This is a genomic window from Streptomyces sp. NBC_00887, from assembly GCF_045207585.1.
This window is the reverse complement of the sequence record NZ_CP108788.1, coordinates 7,340,771-7,357,264: the sequence shown is the minus strand read 5'-3', so window position 1 is coordinate 7,357,264 and position 16,494 is coordinate 7,340,771. Positions and strand designations below refer to the sequence as shown.

The 16,494-nt window shown below is 71.4% G+C and carries 14 protein-coding genes; 4 read left to right on the top strand and 10 right to left on the bottom strand.

Going from position 1 to position 16,494, the window contains the following annotated elements; genetic code table 11:
• Positions 1 to 12: 12 nt before the first annotated feature.
• Positions 13 to 1,035, bottom strand: a complete 1,023-nt coding sequence (locus tag OG844_RS33485) for a PhoH family protein (protein ID WP_356414735.1) — start codon at positions 1,033 to 1,035, stop codon at positions 13 to 15.
• Between the two features lie 127 nt (positions 1,036 to 1,162).
• The gene (locus OG844_RS33480) at positions 1,163 to 2,263 is read right to left on the bottom strand and encodes a carbohydrate kinase family protein (RefSeq protein ID WP_406395425.1); all 1,101 of its coding nucleotides are present in this window, start codon (positions 2,261 to 2,263) and stop codon (positions 1,163 to 1,165) included.
• Positions 2,264 to 2,620: 357 nt separating this feature from the next.
• Here OG844_RS33480 and OG844_RS33475 point away from each other — a divergent pair, with 357 nt between their 5' ends.
• Complete coding sequence (locus tag OG844_RS33475; protein WP_406395423.1) at positions 2,621 to 3,979, top strand: MFS transporter; 1,359 nt, start codon at positions 2,621 to 2,623, stop codon at positions 3,977 to 3,979.
• On the opposite strand, the gene OG844_RS33470 is transcribed toward OG844_RS33475, so the two are convergent.
• From OG844_RS33470 to hrcA, 7 genes are all read right to left on the bottom strand, one after another.
• Positions 3,943 to 4,935, bottom strand: a complete 993-nt coding sequence (locus OG844_RS33470) for an adenosine deaminase (RefSeq protein WP_406395421.1) — start codon at positions 4,933 to 4,935, stop codon at positions 3,943 to 3,945. The two genes, OG844_RS33475 and OG844_RS33470, sit on opposite strands and share 37 nt — an antisense overlap.
• A gap of 10 nt (positions 4,936 to 4,945) precedes the next feature.
• Entirely contained in the window at positions 4,946 to 5,854 is a 909-nt protein-coding gene (locus tag OG844_RS33465; protein ID WP_406395420.1) for a ribonuclease Z, read from the bottom strand.
• Positions 5,855 to 5,902: 48 nt separating this feature from the next.
• Entirely contained in the window at positions 5,903 to 6,262 is a 360-nt protein-coding gene (locus OG844_RS33460) for a histidine triad nucleotide-binding protein (protein WP_406395419.1), read from the bottom strand.
• A gap of 80 nt (positions 6,263 to 6,342) precedes the next feature.
• The gene (locus tag OG844_RS33455) at positions 6,343 to 7,089 is read right to left on the bottom strand and encodes a 16S rRNA (uracil(1498)-N(3))-methyltransferase (RefSeq protein ID WP_406395418.1); all 747 of its coding nucleotides are present in this window, start codon (positions 7,087 to 7,089) and stop codon (positions 6,343 to 6,345) included.
• Entirely contained in the window at positions 7,086 to 8,159 is a 1,074-nt protein-coding gene (locus OG844_RS33450) for a nitronate monooxygenase (protein ID WP_406395416.1), read from the bottom strand. The genes OG844_RS33455 and OG844_RS33450 overlap by 4 nt, the downstream gene beginning before the upstream one ends.
• Before the next feature lie 131 nt (positions 8,160 to 8,290).
• Positions 8,291 to 9,427 (bottom strand): molecular chaperone DnaJ, encoded by a 1,137-nt coding sequence (dnaJ, locus tag OG844_RS33445; protein WP_329211207.1) that lies wholly within the window; start codon positions 9,425 to 9,427, stop codon positions 8,291 to 8,293.
• Positions 9,428 to 10,444, bottom strand: coding sequence for a heat-inducible transcriptional repressor HrcA (hrcA, locus tag OG844_RS33440; RefSeq protein WP_351173319.1), 1,017 nt, complete (start codon positions 10,442 to 10,444; stop codon positions 9,428 to 9,430).
• Positions 10,445 to 10,609: 165 nt separating this feature from the next.
• Between hrcA and OG844_RS33435 the strand changes: the two genes are divergently transcribed.
• The 3 genes from OG844_RS33435 (at position 10,610) to OG844_RS33425 (ending at position 15,237) form a co-directional block, all read left to right on the top strand.
• Positions 10,610 to 11,332, top strand: a complete 723-nt coding sequence (locus OG844_RS33435) for an MBL fold metallo-hydrolase (RefSeq protein ID WP_406395414.1) — start codon at positions 10,610 to 10,612, stop codon at positions 11,330 to 11,332.
• A 25-nt stretch (positions 11,333 to 11,357) separates the two neighbouring features.
• Positions 11,358 to 12,176, top strand: a complete 819-nt coding sequence (locus OG844_RS33430) for a DUF3097 domain-containing protein (protein WP_406395413.1) — start codon at positions 11,358 to 11,360, stop codon at positions 12,174 to 12,176.
• 148 nt (positions 12,177 to 12,324) lie between these two features.
• The gene (locus tag OG844_RS33425) at positions 12,325 to 15,237 is read left to right on the top strand and encodes a hypothetical protein (RefSeq protein WP_406395412.1); all 2,913 of its coding nucleotides are present in this window, start codon (positions 12,325 to 12,327) and stop codon (positions 15,235 to 15,237) included.
• A gap of 15 nt (positions 15,238 to 15,252) precedes the next feature.
• Here the strand turns inward: OG844_RS33425 and hemW are convergent, their stop codons facing one another.
• A complete protein-coding gene (hemW, locus tag OG844_RS33420) occupies positions 15,253 to 16,494 on the bottom strand; it encodes a radical SAM family heme chaperone HemW (RefSeq protein WP_406395410.1) in 1,242 nt (413 codons plus the stop codon).

The following is a 16,494-nucleotide window of genomic DNA, read 5'->3' as shown; positions in this document are numbered from 1 at the left end:
GGTGCGGTGCGACTACTTCCCGTTGCGGCCGTCTCGGCCCTCTGCGTTGTCGTACTTCTCGTACGCGTCGACGATACGGCCGACCAGCTTGTGCCGGACGACATCCTGGGACGTGAGCCGGGAGAAGTGCACGTCCGGGACACCCTCCAGGATCTCCTGCACCTGGCGCAGACCGCTCTTCGTCCCGGTCGGGAGGTCGACCTGGGTGACGTCACCCGTGACGACGATCTTCGAGTCGAAGCCGAGCCGGGTCAGGAACATCTTCATCTGCTCGGCACTGGTGTTCTGCGCCTCGTCCAGGATGATGAAAGCATCATTCAAGGTCCTGCCACGCATATACGCCAGCGGCGCCACCTCGATCGTGCCCGCCGCCATCAGCCGCGGGATCGAGTCGGGGTCGAGCATGTCGTGCAGTGCGTCGTACAGCGGGCGCAGATACGGGTCGATCTTGTCGAACAGCGTGCCCGGCAGGAAGCCGAGCCGCTCGCCCGCCTCGACGGCAGGCCGGGTCAGGATGATCCGGCTGACCTGCTTGGACTGCAGGGCCTGGACCGCCTTGGCCATCGCGAGATAGGTCTTGCCGGTGCCTGCCGGGCCGATACCGAAGACGATGGTGTGCTTGTCGATGGCGTCGACGTACCGCTTCTGGTTGAGCGTCTTGGGGCGGATCGTGCGGCCGCGGCTGGAGAGGATGTTCTGGGTGAGCACCTCGGCGGGGGTCTCCACGCCGTCCCCGTTGCCGTTCCCGCTCGCCCTGAGCATGGCGATCGAGCGTTCCACAGCGTCCTCCGTCATCGGCAGCCCGGTGCGGAGCACCAGCACCATCTCGTCGAACAGGCGCTGGATCAGGGCGACGTCCGCCGCGCTTCCAGTCGCGCTTATCTCATTGCCCCGGACATGGATGTCGGCAGCCGGGAACGCCGTTTCGATCACGCGCAGCAGGGAGTCACCCGATCCCAGGAGCATCACCATGGGGTGTGCGGCCGGAATCCTGATCTGGGCACGCGCCTGCGGCTGTGTAGGTGACTGAGTCATGGGCCGGCCCTCGGGCCTGCACATACCTCCCGTTGCAGGGCAGTCGCTGCTCGACGGCCTCTGGAGTACCAGCGTACGACTCCGTGCTGACAACACCGAGAGGTTTTACCGCGCGATCATCAGCCCTTCACTGCCGGAAGCCGATGGTCGGGACGGCACGGCGCAGCGGCCAGGCCCGGCTGGCGGCGGGCAGCAGCTCCTGGAGGAACGCGTACCGCTCCAGGGCCGCCGGGTCCTGGTCGGCGCAGGCGCGCACCTGCTGCCACCATGCGGCGATCTCCGCCCAGCCGGGCGCGGACAGCGATCCGCCGAACTCCTGCACCGAGAGGGCGGCGGTCAGTCCGGCGAAGGCGAGGCGGTCGGCGAGCGGCCAGCCGGCCAGGGTGCCGGTGACGAACCCGGCGACGAACACATCGCCCGCCCCGGTGGGGTCCAGGGCCTCCACCTCGATGGCGGGCACCTCCGCGGCGGTGCCGGTCTCCCGGTCCACCGCGTACGCGCCTTCAGCGCCCAGGGTGACCACGACGAGGGGCACCCGTTCGGTCAGGGCGTGTGCGGCGGCGCGCGGGCAGTCGGTGCGGGTGTAGCGCATGGCTTCCTCGGCGTTGGGCAGGAAGGCCAGGCAGTGCCGCAGGTCGGGGAGGGCGTCCAGGTCCCAGCGGCCGGTCTCGTCCCAGCCGACGTCGGCGAAGACCAGGGCCCCGTCACGGGCCGCCCCGGCCACCCACGGCTCGCTGCGGCCGGGGGTGAGCGAGGCGATGGCCGCGCGGGCGCGCGGCGGGCAGTGCGGGAACGTCCGGCCGGGGCCCGGGGTGTCGGGGGCCGGCGCCTCGTGGCCGTGGGAGACCATCGTGCGCTCGCCCTCGTACGCCATGGAGACGGTGACCGGCGAGTGCCAGCCGGGAACCGTGCGCGACATCGACAGGTCGATGTGTTCGCCCTGTTCGAGGGCGTCCCAGCAGTACTCCCCGTAGTGGTCGTCGCCGAACGCGGCGGCAAGCGACGTACGCAGTCCGAGCCTGGCGAGAGCGGTGGCCATGTTGGCGACGCCGCCGGGGCTGGAGCCCATCCCCCTGGCCCAGGACTCGGTGCCGCGCACAGGTGCGCTGTCCAGGCCGGTGAAGATGATGTCCAGGAAGACCGTGCCCGTCAGGAAGACGTCGCAGGGCGGGTCCTGCGGGGCGCGCAGCCCGAGCAGCGGGTCGATGCCTGGATTACCTGTGCTCACCGTGCGCTCCCCGGCCGTGGCAGATCTGGACAGTGCGAGATCCGGCCAGTTTGCCCGATCCGCTCCCCCGGTCCGGGAGTCCACGCCATCTCGCACGCAGTGACCCTGACCTGCATAAACATGCACCGCTACCCGGTCAAGAATTGAATAAACTCAAAAGTGATCCAGATCACATCATGGCGACTTTCCGTCCGCTGTGCGCGCTTGATACAAATTGGCCCGCGAGCACCGTTCACGACAGTTGACGACGAGTGTCGCATCTCCCGCTTTTCCTCGCTTTACCCTCCCCTGCGCCACTCCTCGCATTGCCCTCCCCTGCCTTCTTCTGCCTCTTCTGGCATGTCTTCAGGAACGCCCATGCCCTCGCGCCCTCGCGCCGCGTGGCCCCTGGTCGCCGTGTTCACCGCCGGTTACCTCGCCGCCTATCTGCTCCCCACCATCGTCGGCCGCCTCAGCGCCTATCTGGGGCTGAGCTCCGCCCAGGCCGGACTGGTCGGCAGCGCCCTCCTGCTGAGCTCGGCCTCCGCCGGTTTCGCCCTGGCGGGGCGCGTCGACAGATACGGGGCACGCAGACCGGCGCGCATCGGGCTCGTACTGGCCGTGCTGGGCTACGGCTGCGCGGCGCTGACGGGTTCTGTGCCGCTGGTGGTCGCGGGTGTCGTCGTCGGCGGCTTCGGATCGGGCGCGGCGACCGCGGTCGCCGCGTCCGGCATCGCCGCCCAGAGCGATCCGCACCGGACCTCGTCCCTGGGGCTGCTCAGCGTCTCGGCGACGGCCGGTGCGCTCTACCTGACGATCCCTCACCTCGGCGGCGGGCACCGGCTCCCCTTCGCCTCGATCGCCCTGGTCGCGCTCCTCGTGTGGCCCGCCACCTCCAGGCTGGGCGGCTCCGTGCCCGCGGGTGGCGGCGCGCCGGTCTCCGGCCGGCTGCCGCACCGGCGGTCGGGGCTGGTGCTGGCGGGCGGAATGCTCGTCTGGTCCATGGCGCAGAACGCGCTGTGGGGCGTGAGCAGCCGGATCGGCGTCGTCCAGGTCGGGCTCTCCGAGGTGACCGTCGGCGCGGTGTTCGCCGCCGCGCTGGGAGCCGGGCTGCTCGGTGTCATGGGCGCCGGGATGCTGGGCGCACGGATCGGCCGCGCCGTACCGATCGGCCTCGGGACGATGATCATCGCCGCGAGCATCGTGCTCAGCTCGTCGGCCCGGGACCTCGGGGCCTTCGCGACCGGCGAGATCGTGTGGAACACCTTCTACCCGGTGGTCCTGTCGTATCTGATCGGCCTGGCCGCCTCGCTCGATGTGCGCGGCCGCTGGGCGGTCCTCGCCGGATCGGCGTCGTCCGTCGGCGTGGCCTGCGGTCCCGTCCTCGGCAGTGTGCTCTCCGCGCAGGCCGGCTACGCGGTGATGGGCGTGATCCTGGGGGCGGCCACACTGCTGGTCGCGGCCCCCGTCACGGCTGTCGCGCTGCACACCGGCGGGCGCCCACTGGTGCCGGGTTCGGTCAGGCGCAGGGGCGGTGCCCCGGCCGCGCTCCTCGCAGCGACGACCGGCAGCCTGTCCGGCGCTGTGCCCAAGCTGGGCGCGCCGGAGCAGGCCGTCACGGAGATCAGCGTTCCCGCGCTGCGCCGGAGGCGGCTGGTCAGGAGCGCGTTCCGGACGGCCGGCCCCGCGGGCGGGTCCGGTCAGTCGAACGCGTACGCCTCGACCTCGCCGAGGTAGCGCGCCCTGCGCTCCTCGTCGTGGTCGAGGAAGGCCGCCTCGAAGGAGTTGCGGGCCAGGGTGCGCAGCTGCTCGCGGTCCAGGCCCAGCGCCTCGTGGACGGCGTGGAAGGTGTCTCCGACGTATCCGCCGAAGTAGGCGGGGTCGTCGGAGTTCACCGTGCAGAGCAGCCCGGCGGCCATCATGGCGGGCAGCGGGTGGTCCTCCAGGGTGTCGACGGCGCGCAGCCTGACGTTGGACAGCGGGCAGAGCGTGAGCGGGATCCGCTCGGAGACCAGCCGGTCCACCAGCTCCGGGTCCTCCATGCAGCGCAGCCCGTGGTCGATGCGCTCGACGCCCAGGACGTCCAGGGCCTCGCGGATGTACTCCGGCGGGCCCTCCTCGCCGGCGTGGGCGACCTTGCGCAGGCCGAGGGCGGTGGCCGCCGCGTACACCTCGCGGAACTTCGCGGGCGGGTGGCCGGCCTCCGCGGAGTCGAGCCCGACGGCGGTGATGCGGTGGAGGTACGGCTTCGCGGCCTGAAGGGTCTCCAGCGCCGATTCCGCGGACAGGTCGCGCAGGAAGCACATGATCAGCTGGGTGGAGATGCCGTGCGTCTCCTCGCTGCGCTCCAGGGCCCTGCCGAGCCCCTCGATGACGGTGCCGATCGGGACTCCGCGGTCGGTGTGGGCCTGTGGGTCGAAGAAGATCTCCGCGTGGCGGACACCCTGGGCGGCGGCGCGGGCGAGGTAGGCGTCGGCCAGTTCGGCGAAGTCGTCCTCGGTGCGCAGCACCGCCATGAGCGCGTAGTAGAGGTCGAGGAAGCTCTGCAGGTCCTCGAACAGGTAGGCGGTGCGCAGCGCTTCGGTGTCCGCGAAGGGCAGGTCCACCCCGTTGCGTGCGGCGAGCGCGAAGGCCAGTTCCGGTTCGAGGGTCCCTTCGATGTGGAGGTGGAGTTCGGCTTTGGGGAGGTGCACAGTGTTCTCGCTACTGGTGGCGGGTGGGTAGGGGGACCCTGATCAGGTCCTGGGCGATGGTCAGTTCGCCTTCGAAGCCGGCTGCCCTGGCCTGGTGCTCGAAGGCCTCGGAGTCGTTGTAGCGCTGCGAGAAGTGGGTCAGCACGAGGTGCCGTACGTCTGCGTCCTTCGCCGCCCGGCCGGCCTGCCCGGCGGTGAGGTGGCCGTGGTCGGCGGCGAGGCGGCTGTCCTCGTCGAGGAAGGTCGACTCGATGACCAGCATGTCGCAGCCCTCGGCGAGGGCGTACACACCGTCGCAGAGCCGCGTGTCCATGATGAACGCGAACCGCTGGCCGCGCCGGCGCTCGGAGACCTCGTCGAGCGGGATGCCGCGCAGGACGCCGTCGCGCTGGATCCGTCCGACGTCCGGCCCGCCGATGTCGTGCTCGGCGAGCTTCTCGGGCAGCATGCGCCTACGGTCGGGTTCGGTCAGGCGGTAGCCGTAGGACTCGACCGGGTGCGAGAGCCGGTGGCTGTCCAGCGTGTACGCGTCCGTGGTGGCGAGGACGCCGTCGGCGGCGACCGGCACCTCGGTGAGCTCGACGGACTCGCGGTAGGCGGTCGCGTACCGCAGGCGGTCGAAGAAGTGCTGTCCGCTCGCCGGGAAGTGGGCGGTGACGGGGTGCGGGACCTGGTCCAGGTTGATCCGCTGGATCACCCCGGCCAGGCCCAGCGAGTGGTCGCCGTGGAAGTGCGTGACGCAGATCCGGTTGATGTCGTGCGCGGCGACGCCCGCCCGCAGCATCTGGCGCTGCGTGCCCTCCCCCGGGTCGAAGAGGATGCCCTCGCCGTCCCAGCGCAGCAGGTAGCCGTTGTGGTTGCGGTGGCGCGTCGGGACCTGGCTTGCGGTGCCGAGGACCACCAGCTCTCGTACGGACACGGTGTGCGGCTCCTAGGGCCTCTCGTTCGGATCATGCGACGAAAGACCCTAGCCGGGGGGCCACTGCATCCCGCGTCCGCCCAGGACGTGGGCGTGCGCGTGGAAGACGGTCTGTCCCGCACCGGCACCCGTGTTGAGGACGATGCGGTAGCCGGTCTCGGTGATCTTCTCGTCGGCGGCGACCAGCCCGGCCTCGCGCAGCACGTCGGCGGCGATCTCCGGCTCGGCCGCGACGAGGGCGGCGGCGTCCGGGTAGTGCGCCTTCGGAATGACGAGAACGTGCGTGGGGGCCTGAGGGTTTATGTCGCGGAAGGCGACGGTCGTGTCGCTCTCGCGGACGATGGTCGCCGGGATGTCCCCCGTAACGATCTTGCAGAACAGGCAGTCGGTCTGCGGCTCTCCCGCCATGGCCCGGCCTCCTCGGTCGCTGGTGATCGTGATCGGTACACCGGCATGCTATCCGTCCGGACCAGCCGGGCGGCCGGACCTCAGCTCCAGCGCCCGGTGCGTCCCATCAGCAGGGCTGCAGCGGCCGTCCCGGCGGTCGAGGTCCGCAGCACACTGGGACCGAGCCGGTACGGTGGCGCGCCGGCGGCGGCGAACGCGGCGAGCTCCTCGGGGGAGACCCCGCCCTCCGGTCCCACGACGAGCACGATCGAGCCGCCGGCGGGGAGTTGCGCGGTGGCGAGCGGCTCGCTGCCGCTGTCCCGGTCCTCGTGCAGGACTCCCGCGAAGTCCGCGGCGGCCAGCAGCGCGGCGACCTGCTTGGTCGTCATGGCCTCGGCCACCTCGGGGAACAGCACCCGGCGGGACTGCTTCCCCGCCTCCCGAGCCGTGTTGCGCCACTTGGCCAGGGACTTGAGGCCGCGTTCGCCCTTCCACTGCGTGATGCAGCGCGAGGCCTGCCACGGCACGATCGCGTCGACTCCCGTCTCCGTCATCGTCTCGACGGCGACCTCACCGCGGTCGCCCTTGGGAAGTGCCTGGACGACCGTGATGCGGGGCGTGGGTGCGGGTTCCTCGTTCACCGTGGCGAGGTCCGTGACGACGAGCCGGTCCTTGCCCTCGGCCGCACGCACGACGCCTTCCGCCCAGCGGCCGCGCCCGTCGGTCAGGACGACGTCCTCACCGGCGTGCAGGCGCTTCACGGACACGGCGTGCCGTCCCTCGGATCCTTCCAGGACGAACTCCGGCCCGCTGGGCATGCGTTCGACAACGAAGACCGGTGCCGTCACTGTGCACTCCTCCCGCTCACTGCCGCCCATGCGGCGTCCGTTTCGGTGGCGAGCAGTTCCACGAGTTCCCCGGCGGGCAGCTCGCGTGCCATCCGGTGGCCCTGGCCCGCCCACAGCGCCATGCCCTGGGCGTCGCCGGCCTTGGCCGCCGCCTTGCGCAGCCCACTGGTCAGGTGGTGCACCTGCGGGTAGGCGGCGGGGGCGTACGGGCCGTGCTCACGGACGAAACGGTTGGCCAGCCCGCGCGCGGGGCGGCCGGAGAACGCCCGGGTGAGAGCCGTAGTGACGAACAGCGGGTTGGTCAGGGCCTGCTTGTGCAGCAGGTGCGCCCCGGACTCGGGGCAGGCCAGGAACGCCGTGCCGAGCTGTGCCGCGTCGGCGCCCGCGGCGAGCACGGCCGCGATCTGGGAGCCGCGCATCAGCCCGCCGGCCGCGACGATCGGCAGCTGTACGGTCTCGCGGACCTGGGCGACGAGGGAGAGCAGCCCGGTGCCGGTGAGGCCCGCCTGTGCGTCGTCGTGGTGCGTGGACTGGTGGCCGCCCGCCTCGACGCCCTGTACGCAGACGGCGTCGGCGCCCGCCCACTGCGCGTTCCGCGCCTCCTGCGGGGAGGTGACCGTCACGACGGTGAACGTGCCGGCGCCGGCGAACGCGTCGAGGGTGTCGCGGGCGGGGCAGCCGAACGTGAAGGAGACCACGGGTACCGGATCCTCCAGCAGTATCGCGACCTTGGCCTCGTAGCCGTCGTCGCCGCTGGAGTCCGGGTCGCCGAGCGGAGTCTCGTACCAGGCGGCCTCACCCGCGAGCTGGTGGCGGTACACCTCGACGGCGCTGGGGTCGGCGAGCGCCTGCTGCGGCATGAAGAGGTTGACGCCGAACGGCTGTCCGGTCAGCCCTCGCAGCTGTTTGACCTCGTTGTACATCCCGTCCGCCGTCTTGTAGCCGGCGGCGAGGAATCCGAGCCCCCCGGCCTCGGCGACGGCCCCGACGAGCTGCGGGCAGGAGACGCCGCCCGCCATCGGGGCCTGCACGATCGGATACCGGCAGAGATCGGTCAGCGCCAAGGACATGACGGCATCGTGCCACGTCCCGTGCGGCGTGCCGAATCAGCCATTTCCCGCCGGGCGTACGGCCCGCCGCCGAACGCCGCACCGCCCGTCGGAGAACCGGCGGGCGGTGCGGGTGAAGCTCGGAATCCGGCTCAGCGGCCGTTGAAGGCGTCCTTCAGCCGGGAGAACAGCCCCTGCTGCCCCGGCTGGAACTGACCGGTGGGCCGCTCCTCGCCGCGCAGCTTCGACAGCTCCCGCAGGAGGCGCTCCTGCTCGGGGTCCATCTTCGTCGGGGTCATGACCTCGACGTGCACGATCAGGTCGCCGCGCCCGCCACCGCGCAGATGCGTGATGCCACGCCCGTGCAGCGGAACCGACTGGCCGGACTGGGTGCCCGGCCTGATGTCGATCTCCTCCAGGCCGTCCAGCGTCTCCAGCGGCACCTGGGTGCCGAGCGCCGCGGCCGTCATCGGGATGGTGACCGTGCAGTGCAGGTCGTCGCCGCGCCGCTGGAACACCGCGTGCGACAGCTCGTGGATCTCGACGTACAGATCGCCGGCCGGACCTCCGCCGGGGCCGACCTCTCCCTCGCCCGCGAGCTGGATCCGGGTGCCGTTGTCGACACCTGCCGGGATCTTCACGGTGAGGGTGCGCCGCGAGCGGATGCGGCCGTCACCGGCGCACTCGGGACACGGCGTCGGCACGACCGTGCCGAAGCCCTGGCACTGGGGGCAGGGTCGCGAGGTCATGACCTGGCCGAGGAAGGACCGGGTGACCTGGGAGACCTCGCCACGGCCGCGGCACATGTCACAGGTCTGGGCGGAGGTGCCGGGTGCGGCGCCCTCACCACTGCAGGTCGTACAGACGACCGCCGTGTCGACCTGAATGTCCTTGGTCGTGCCGAAGGCCGCCTCGGAGAGGTCGATCTCCAGCCGGATCATCGCGTCCTGGCCGCGCCGGGTGCGCGAACGGGGTCCGCGCTGCGACGCCGTGCCGAAGAACGCGTCCATGATGTCGGAGAAGTTGCCGAAGCCACCCTGTCCGAATCCGCCCGCGCCACCGCCTCCGGAGGCGGACAGCGGGTCGCCGCCGAGGTCGTAGACCTGCTTCTTCTGCGGGTCCGACAGCACCTCGTAAGCGGCGTTGATCTCCTTGAACCGCTCCTGGGTCTTCGGATCCGGGTTGACATCCGGGTGCAGCTCGCGGGCGAGCCTGCGGAATGCCTTCTTGATCTCGTCCTGAGATGCGTCGCGGCGCACGCCGAGTACGGCGTAGTAGTCCGTGGCCACTTACGACTCCGCCAGGATCTGTCCGACGTAACGTGCCACTGCGCGTACCGCTCCCATCGTTCCGGGGTAGTCCATGCGGGTCGGTCCGACCACGCCGAGTTTGGCGACTGCCTCGTCGCCCGAACCGTAGCCGACCGCGACGACGGACGTGGAGTTGAGGCCCTCGTGGGCGTTCTCGTGCCCGATACGTACGGTCATGCCTGAGTCCTTGGCCTCACCGAGCAGCTTCAGCAGCACGACCTGTTCCTCCAATGCCTCCAGCACCGGCCGGATCATCACGGGGAAGTCGTGCCCGAAGCGGGTGAGGTTGGAGGTGCCGCCGATCATCAGCCGCTCCTCCGTCTCTTCGACCAGAGTCTCGAGAAGTACGGAGAGCACCGTCGAAACGGTCCCCCTGTCCTCGTTCTCGAAGGACTCCGGCAGATCCTGCACCAGTTGCGGGACGTCCGCGAAGCGGCGTCCGACGACCCGGCTGTTGAGCCGGGCCCGCAGATCGGCGAGAGAGGTCTCACCGAATGGAGCAGGACAGTCGATCATACGCTGTTCGACCCGGCCGGTGTCCGTGATCAGTACGAGCATCAACCGGGCGGGGGCGAGCGACAGCAGTTCGACGTGCCGCACCGTCGAGCGGGTCAGCGAGGGGTACTGCACGACGGCGACCTGTCGGGTCAGCTGCGCGAGCAGCCGCACCGTACGGCCCACGACGTCGTCGAGGTCGACCGCCCCGGCGAGGAAGTTCTGAATGGCCCGGCGCTCCGGCGACGACAGGGGCTTGACGCCCGCGAGCTTGTCGACGAAGAGCCGGTATCCCTTGTCCGTCGGGATACGCCCCGCACTCGTGTGCGGCTGGGCGATGAAGCCCTCGTCCTCCAGCACCGCCATGTCGTTGCGGACGGTTGCCGGGGAGACCCCGAGCTTGTGCCGCTCCGTGAGCGCCTTGGAGCCGACGGGCTCCTCGGTGCCGACATAGTCCTGGACGATGGCGCGCAGCACTTCGAGTCTGCGTTCGCTGAGCATCGCGCACACCTCCAGCTGTGGTTCTCCGGTGCCTGCCTGGCACTCTGTGCATTCGAGTGCCAGCAATCCCCCCGGTCAGTGTACGGGGGCGGAGTGGGCGGAGGGCAAGGGCGACCGGCCACGCCGTCGCGGGACTGCGCAGGTCGTTGCCGATAGCGTCGCCGCATGGACGCCTCTTGGGAAGAGTACGGCTGGGAGCGGTTGGGCAACGTCGCGGGGCGCCGGCGCCTTCCCGTCTGGGACGCGACGGCCGCACTGGTGGCCGGGACCGGGGGCGCGCTGCTCTACGACACCGGCTCGACGCTCCGGGAGGGCGCCGAACTGCGGACCCGGGCCGAGGGGCTGCTCGGCCGGAGGGTGACGCATATCGCACTGAGCCACCCGCACTTCGACCATGTGCTCGGCACCGCTGCCTTCGCCGGGGCGGAGGTCTACGGGGCGGTCGGCACGAGGGAAATGCTGGGGCGCTGCGCGGAGGAGCTCCGCGCGGACGCGGTGCGCCACGGAATGCACGAGCACGACGCCACCGTGGCGACGGACGTCCTGGTGGCCCCCCGGCACGAGGTGAGCGGTGAGTGGACGCTCGACCTGGGCGGTGGCCTCCAGGTGCTGCTGGCCAACGTGGGGCCCGGCCACAGCGGTCACGACCTCGCGGTGCTGGTGCCGGGCTCTCCCGTGGTGGTGCTCTGCGGCGACCTGGTCGAGGAGTCCGGCGAACCGCAGGCGGGTCCGGACGCGGTCCCGGCCCGCTGGCCCGCCGCGCTGGACCGGCTGCTCGCCCTGGGCGGCGAGGAGGCGCTGTACGTACCGGGGCACGGGGCCGTCGTGGACGCCGCGTTCGTACGGGCGCAGCGCGATCGGCTGGCTGCTCGGTTCGGCGTGTCCTGAGGGGCCGGCGATCTATCGTCGTGCCATGCGCAGCTACCAGCCGGACCTGACCCCGCCGTGGAAGCGGTCCGCTCCCGTCCCCGAGGTGCCCGCCGAGCCCGATCTGGTCGTGGAGGAGGTTGCCACCGGTTTCTGCGGTGCGGTGATCCGGTGCGAGAGGACGGCCCAGGGGCCGACGGTCACTCTGGAGGACCGCTTCGGCAAGCACCGGGTGTTCCCGATGGGGCCACGCGGCTTCCTGCTGGAGGGCCGGGTGGTCACCCTCGTACGACCGGCGGCCGCGGGGCCGGCCGGGCAGGCCCGTACGGCTTCCGGCTCGGTCGCGGTCCCCGGGGCGCGGGCGCGGGTGGCGCGGGTCGGCCGGATCTATGTGGAGGGCCGGCACGACGCCGAGCTGGTCGAGCGGGTCTGGGGGGACGACCTGCGCATCGAGGGCGTGGTCGTGGAGTACCTGGAGGGCATCGACGACCTCCCGGCGATCGTGCGCGAGTTCGGTCCGGGCCCCGGTGCGCGGCTCGGCGTCCTGGTCGACCATCTGGTGCCGGGCTCGAAGGAGTCCCGTATCGCCGCGGAGGTCACCGACGGGGACGTGCTGATCGTGGGGCACCCGTACATCGACGTCTGGGAGGCGGTGAAGCCGTCGTCCGTGGGGATCCCGGGGTGGCCGGTCGTGCCGCGGGGCCAGGACTGGAAGACGGGCGTCTGCCGTTCGCTGGGGTGGCCGGAGAACACGGGCGCGGCCTGGCAGCACATTCTTTCCAAGGTGCGCTCCTACAAGGACCTGGAACCACAGCTCCTGGGCCGCGTCGAGGAATTGATCGACTTCGTCACCCTTCCTGCCTGATGTCCCGGGACCGTTGAAGAGGATCCGGTACCGATCCCCATGAATGCCTGCGCCACACACGCACCATCGGTTATTGAGAGGTGAGGGGCCCGACGGTCCGGAGCTGCCGGCCGGGCCCAGCAGGCAAAACGGGGAAGGCCGGGGGCGGATGGCGCGCGAGGTGTGGCGGGACAGTGCGGAGAACGAGGCGGCCTCCGCTGTCTTCCACCTGATGCAGCAGCTGATCGACCAGTACCGGGTCAACCGCCCGGTGATGCCCCTCGTGGTCGCGCAGGCAGAGGACGCCGGCGCCGGACCCGACATCGACAGCAGGGTCGAGCAGATCGTCCGGCAGGTCCACCGGGCGAACCAGCTGCGGCGCGTCCCCGTGAGGCTGCTGGACAACCACGGCGCCACCCCGTACGAATCGGCGCTGTCCATGGTGCGCGCACTGACCGAGCGGCCCTGGGAGACCCGGGGCACCTCGCAGTACAAGCCCTTCGCCTTTCCCCGCTCACGTCTCCTCGACGCCATCGAGCAGGCCACCGCGACGGTCCTCGAACGGCAGCCCGACCGTGTTCCCGCCCGCGACGACCGCGACGAACGGATCCTGGAGCAGCTGGGCAGCCTGCGCTGGCGGGCGAGCCGGTCGGGGCGGAACAACTGGTGGGACTCGCTGCGCGCGTCGATCCGGCCGGAGACCTTCCTCGGCGCCGTCTTCATCGCCGTACTGAGTGTGCTGCTCGGCGAGATCGGCTGGCTGCTGACCGCCCTGGTCGCCGCCGCCGCCCTGCTCGGCCTCGCGGTCGTGCGGCTGGTGACCACGGCGGCGCCGCCGCTGCTGTGGCTGCGCCGGGCCAGCCGGTGGCTGGCGACCACCTCCTCGCTCGCCGCGTCCAGCACCGCGTATCCGTCCGACGGCTGGTCGTGGTTCTCGCCGAGCCGTTCGTGGCGGGTGATCCGGGCCAGGGCGGCCGCCGTCGCCGAGCGGGTGGCAGACGCGGGGGCGGGCGTCGAGCACGCGCGCCAGTTCCATCTGGAGCTGCGGGTCCAGGCGCTGCTGGAGGACCTGCTGGACAACTACCGGCCCCACGCCCCGGACTGGCGGCGCGGCAAGCGCACCGTCCCGCCCGTCGTGTTCCTGCCGACGGCCACCCATGACAACGGCGGCGTCCTGCTGATCAACGCGATCAACAACGTCCGCTCCCGGCGCAGCGAGGTGGACCCTCTGCTGCTCCTGGCCTCCCTGCCGGCCGCGCAGATCATGCGGCACACCCCGCCGCTGCCCCCGGAGCCCGCCGCGAACAGCGGCGCCGCCAGGTCGGGGGCCCGTGCGCGGTACGAGAGCTGGGTGGACGACCTGAGCGTGGGCCAGGCCCCCGCGGAGGCCGTGAGGCTGGCCTGGGTGCTGCGGCTGCCCCTGTCCACCGGCCAGCTGACCCACGAGCACGCCCACGCCCAGCTCGTCACCGAGCGCGTGCGCCGGACCTGGGCGTGGTGGGTGATGTCGCGGACATCCGTCGCCCTCGTCCTGGTCGGCGCGCTGCTGGGGGCCTTCCTGTGGAGCGAGCACTGGAAGGAGACGTACTGCTACGGCCCTCTCGTCGGCCGCAACACGGACACGGTCAGACTGCCGGGTCCCGAGGGCACCAAGGAGTGCGTCGGGGTGGCGACGGCTCCCGAGGTGCTGTTCGCCGACGGCAACGGCCTGGAGCTGAGCGGTGTGGGCGAGGGCGTCACCTTCGAGCGGATCGAGCGGGCGATACGGGACCAGAACGCCGACATAAAGCCCGGCGAACCGCATGTCACCATCGTCTACGCGGGCCCTCTCACCGGCACCGACAGGAACAAGGAGGACACCCGCAAAGGGCTGGAGGAGCTGACCGGTGTCTTTCTCCACCAGCGGTTCGTCAACGAGACGGCGGACCGTTCCGTCAAGCTCCGGGTCCTGACGGCCAACGGCGGCCAGGACATGCTGCGGCAGACGACGGCCGCACGGAAGATCGTCGAGGTCGCCCGGCGGGACCGCTCCGTCGTCGGAGTGGTCGGCCTGGGCCGCAACACCACCGAGAGCGCGGCGGCCACCGGGTTGCTGCAGCGCGCCGGTCTGCCCGTGGTGAACACCACCAACTCCGACAGTGATCTGGCCCGCGAGTACCCGAACTACTTCGGCCTCGCCGCGACCGACGAGGAGCAGGCGGACGCGCTCGGCCTGCTCGCCGGCCAGCTGGCGGCCGGGCTGCGGGATCCGCGGGCGGTCGTCCTGTCCCGAAGGGTGGGCAACGAGGACAAGGACCGGTACACGACCGAGCAGCGCAGGGTGGGCAAGGAGATGCTGGAGGCGTCCGGCTTCACGCTCCCGCCGGACAGCGACGACGACGGCACCCAGTACTCCCTCTCCAAGGACGGCGGCTCGGCGAACCTCGACGGCCCCCTGCAACGCATCTGCGGCGGGGAGCGGGTCCCGGACGCCCTGTACTTCGCCGGCCGGGTCGAGGACGTCAACACCCTGATGTCCGGACTCGGGCAGACCAGCGGCTGCTCGGAGAAGGCCATCACGGTCTTCACCGGGGACGATCTGACCAAGGCGCGCTTCGACGACGCGACGAAGCTCGCGGAGAGGGTCACGCTCTACTACGGCTCGCCGGCGCCCATGAGCCGGGGCGGTGGCCGGACGTTCTACGAAGACTCCCGCAGGTCCCTGGAATCGCTGCTCCCCGAAGGGAAGCGGCTGGAACCGCTGCCGAAGGGGCGCCCGCCGTACGAGGACAAGCTGTTCGCCAGCGGCCAGACCGTCATCTCCTACCAGGCGACGGCGGCCCTCTACGCCGCCGCGGCCCGCAGCGACCACCCGCGGAGCGCGGCGGAGACGTGGGCGACGCTCTACTCGGTCGCACTCCACGACATGCCGACCGGGACCGTCACCTTCCGCGGGACGATTCCCTACGCCGCTCAGAAGGTGCACGGCCTGAACATCATGAAGGTCACGCGTCCGGGGCCGGATGCCGAGATCCGCGTCGTGTGCGGCCGTGCAGCCGGTGACCCGATGGTCCTCACCCGCAAGGACTGCCGGGTGAGGTGACCGGGGCGCGGGAGCTCAGTCCACCAGGTCCCGCACCACGGCGTCCGCCAGCAGGCGCCCCCGCAGTGTGAGGACCGCCCGGCCCTCCCGGTACGGGGCGGGCTCCAGCAGCCCGTCCGCGACGGCCCGGCCGGCCGCGGCGAGCCCGGCGGGCGCCAGCAGGGACAGCGGGCATCCCTCGACGAGCCTCAACTCGAGCAGGATGCGTTCGACCCGCCGGTCCTCGTCGGCCAGGACCTCACGCCCGGCACCGGGCGAGCGGCCCTCGGCCAGGGCCTGCGCGTACGCCCCGGGGTGCTTGACGTTCCACCAGCGCACCCCGCCGACGTGGCTGTGCGCTCCGGGTCCGGCGCCCCACCAGTCGGCGCCGCGCCAGTACAGCTCGTTGTGCAGGCAGCGGCCCTCGGGCGTCCTGGACCAGTTCGACACCTCGTACCAGGAGAAGCCCGCGGCCGCCATCGCCTCGTCGGCGATCAGGTAGCGGTCGGCGTGGGCGTCGTCGTCGGTCATCGGGATCTCGCCGCGCTTGATGCGGCGGGCCAGCTGGGTGCCCTCCTCGACGATGAGCGCGTAGGCCGACACATGGTCGGGGCCCGCGCCGATCGCCGCGTCCAGGGACGCCCGCCAGTCGTCGTCGGACTCCCCCGGGGTGCCGTAGATGAGGTCGAGGTTGACGTGCTCGAAGCCGGCCTCGCGCGCCTCGGCGACACAGGCCTCGGGCCTGCCGGGCGTGTGGGTGCGGTCCAGGATCTTCAGGACGTGCTGCCGGGCGCTCTGCATCCCGAAGGAGACGCGGTTGAAGCCGCCTTCCCGGAGCGCCGCCAGGTACGCCGGATCGACGGACTCCGGATTGGCCTCCGTGGTGATCTCGGCGTCGTCCGCGAGCCCGAACTCCTCGCGGATCGCCCCGAGCATCCGCACGAGGTCCGCGGCGGGCAGCAGGGTGGGCGTGCCGCCGCCGACGAAGACCGTACGGACCGGGCGGGGGTCGTCGCCGAGCACCTTGCGGGCCTGGCGCACCTCCTCGATCAGGTGCGCCGCGTAGTTGTCCCGGGAGGCCAGTGCCCCTCCGGAGCCGCGCAGCTCGGTCACGGTGTAGGTGTTGAAGTCGCAGTAGCCGCAGCGGGTGGCGCAGTAGGGCACATGCAGGTAGAAGCCGAGCGGCCGGTCGGCGGCGCCTTCCAGGGCATGACGGGGCAGCGCTCCGTCGTCGGGCACGGGCTCACCATCGGGCAGTACGGAAGGCATACCGTCCAT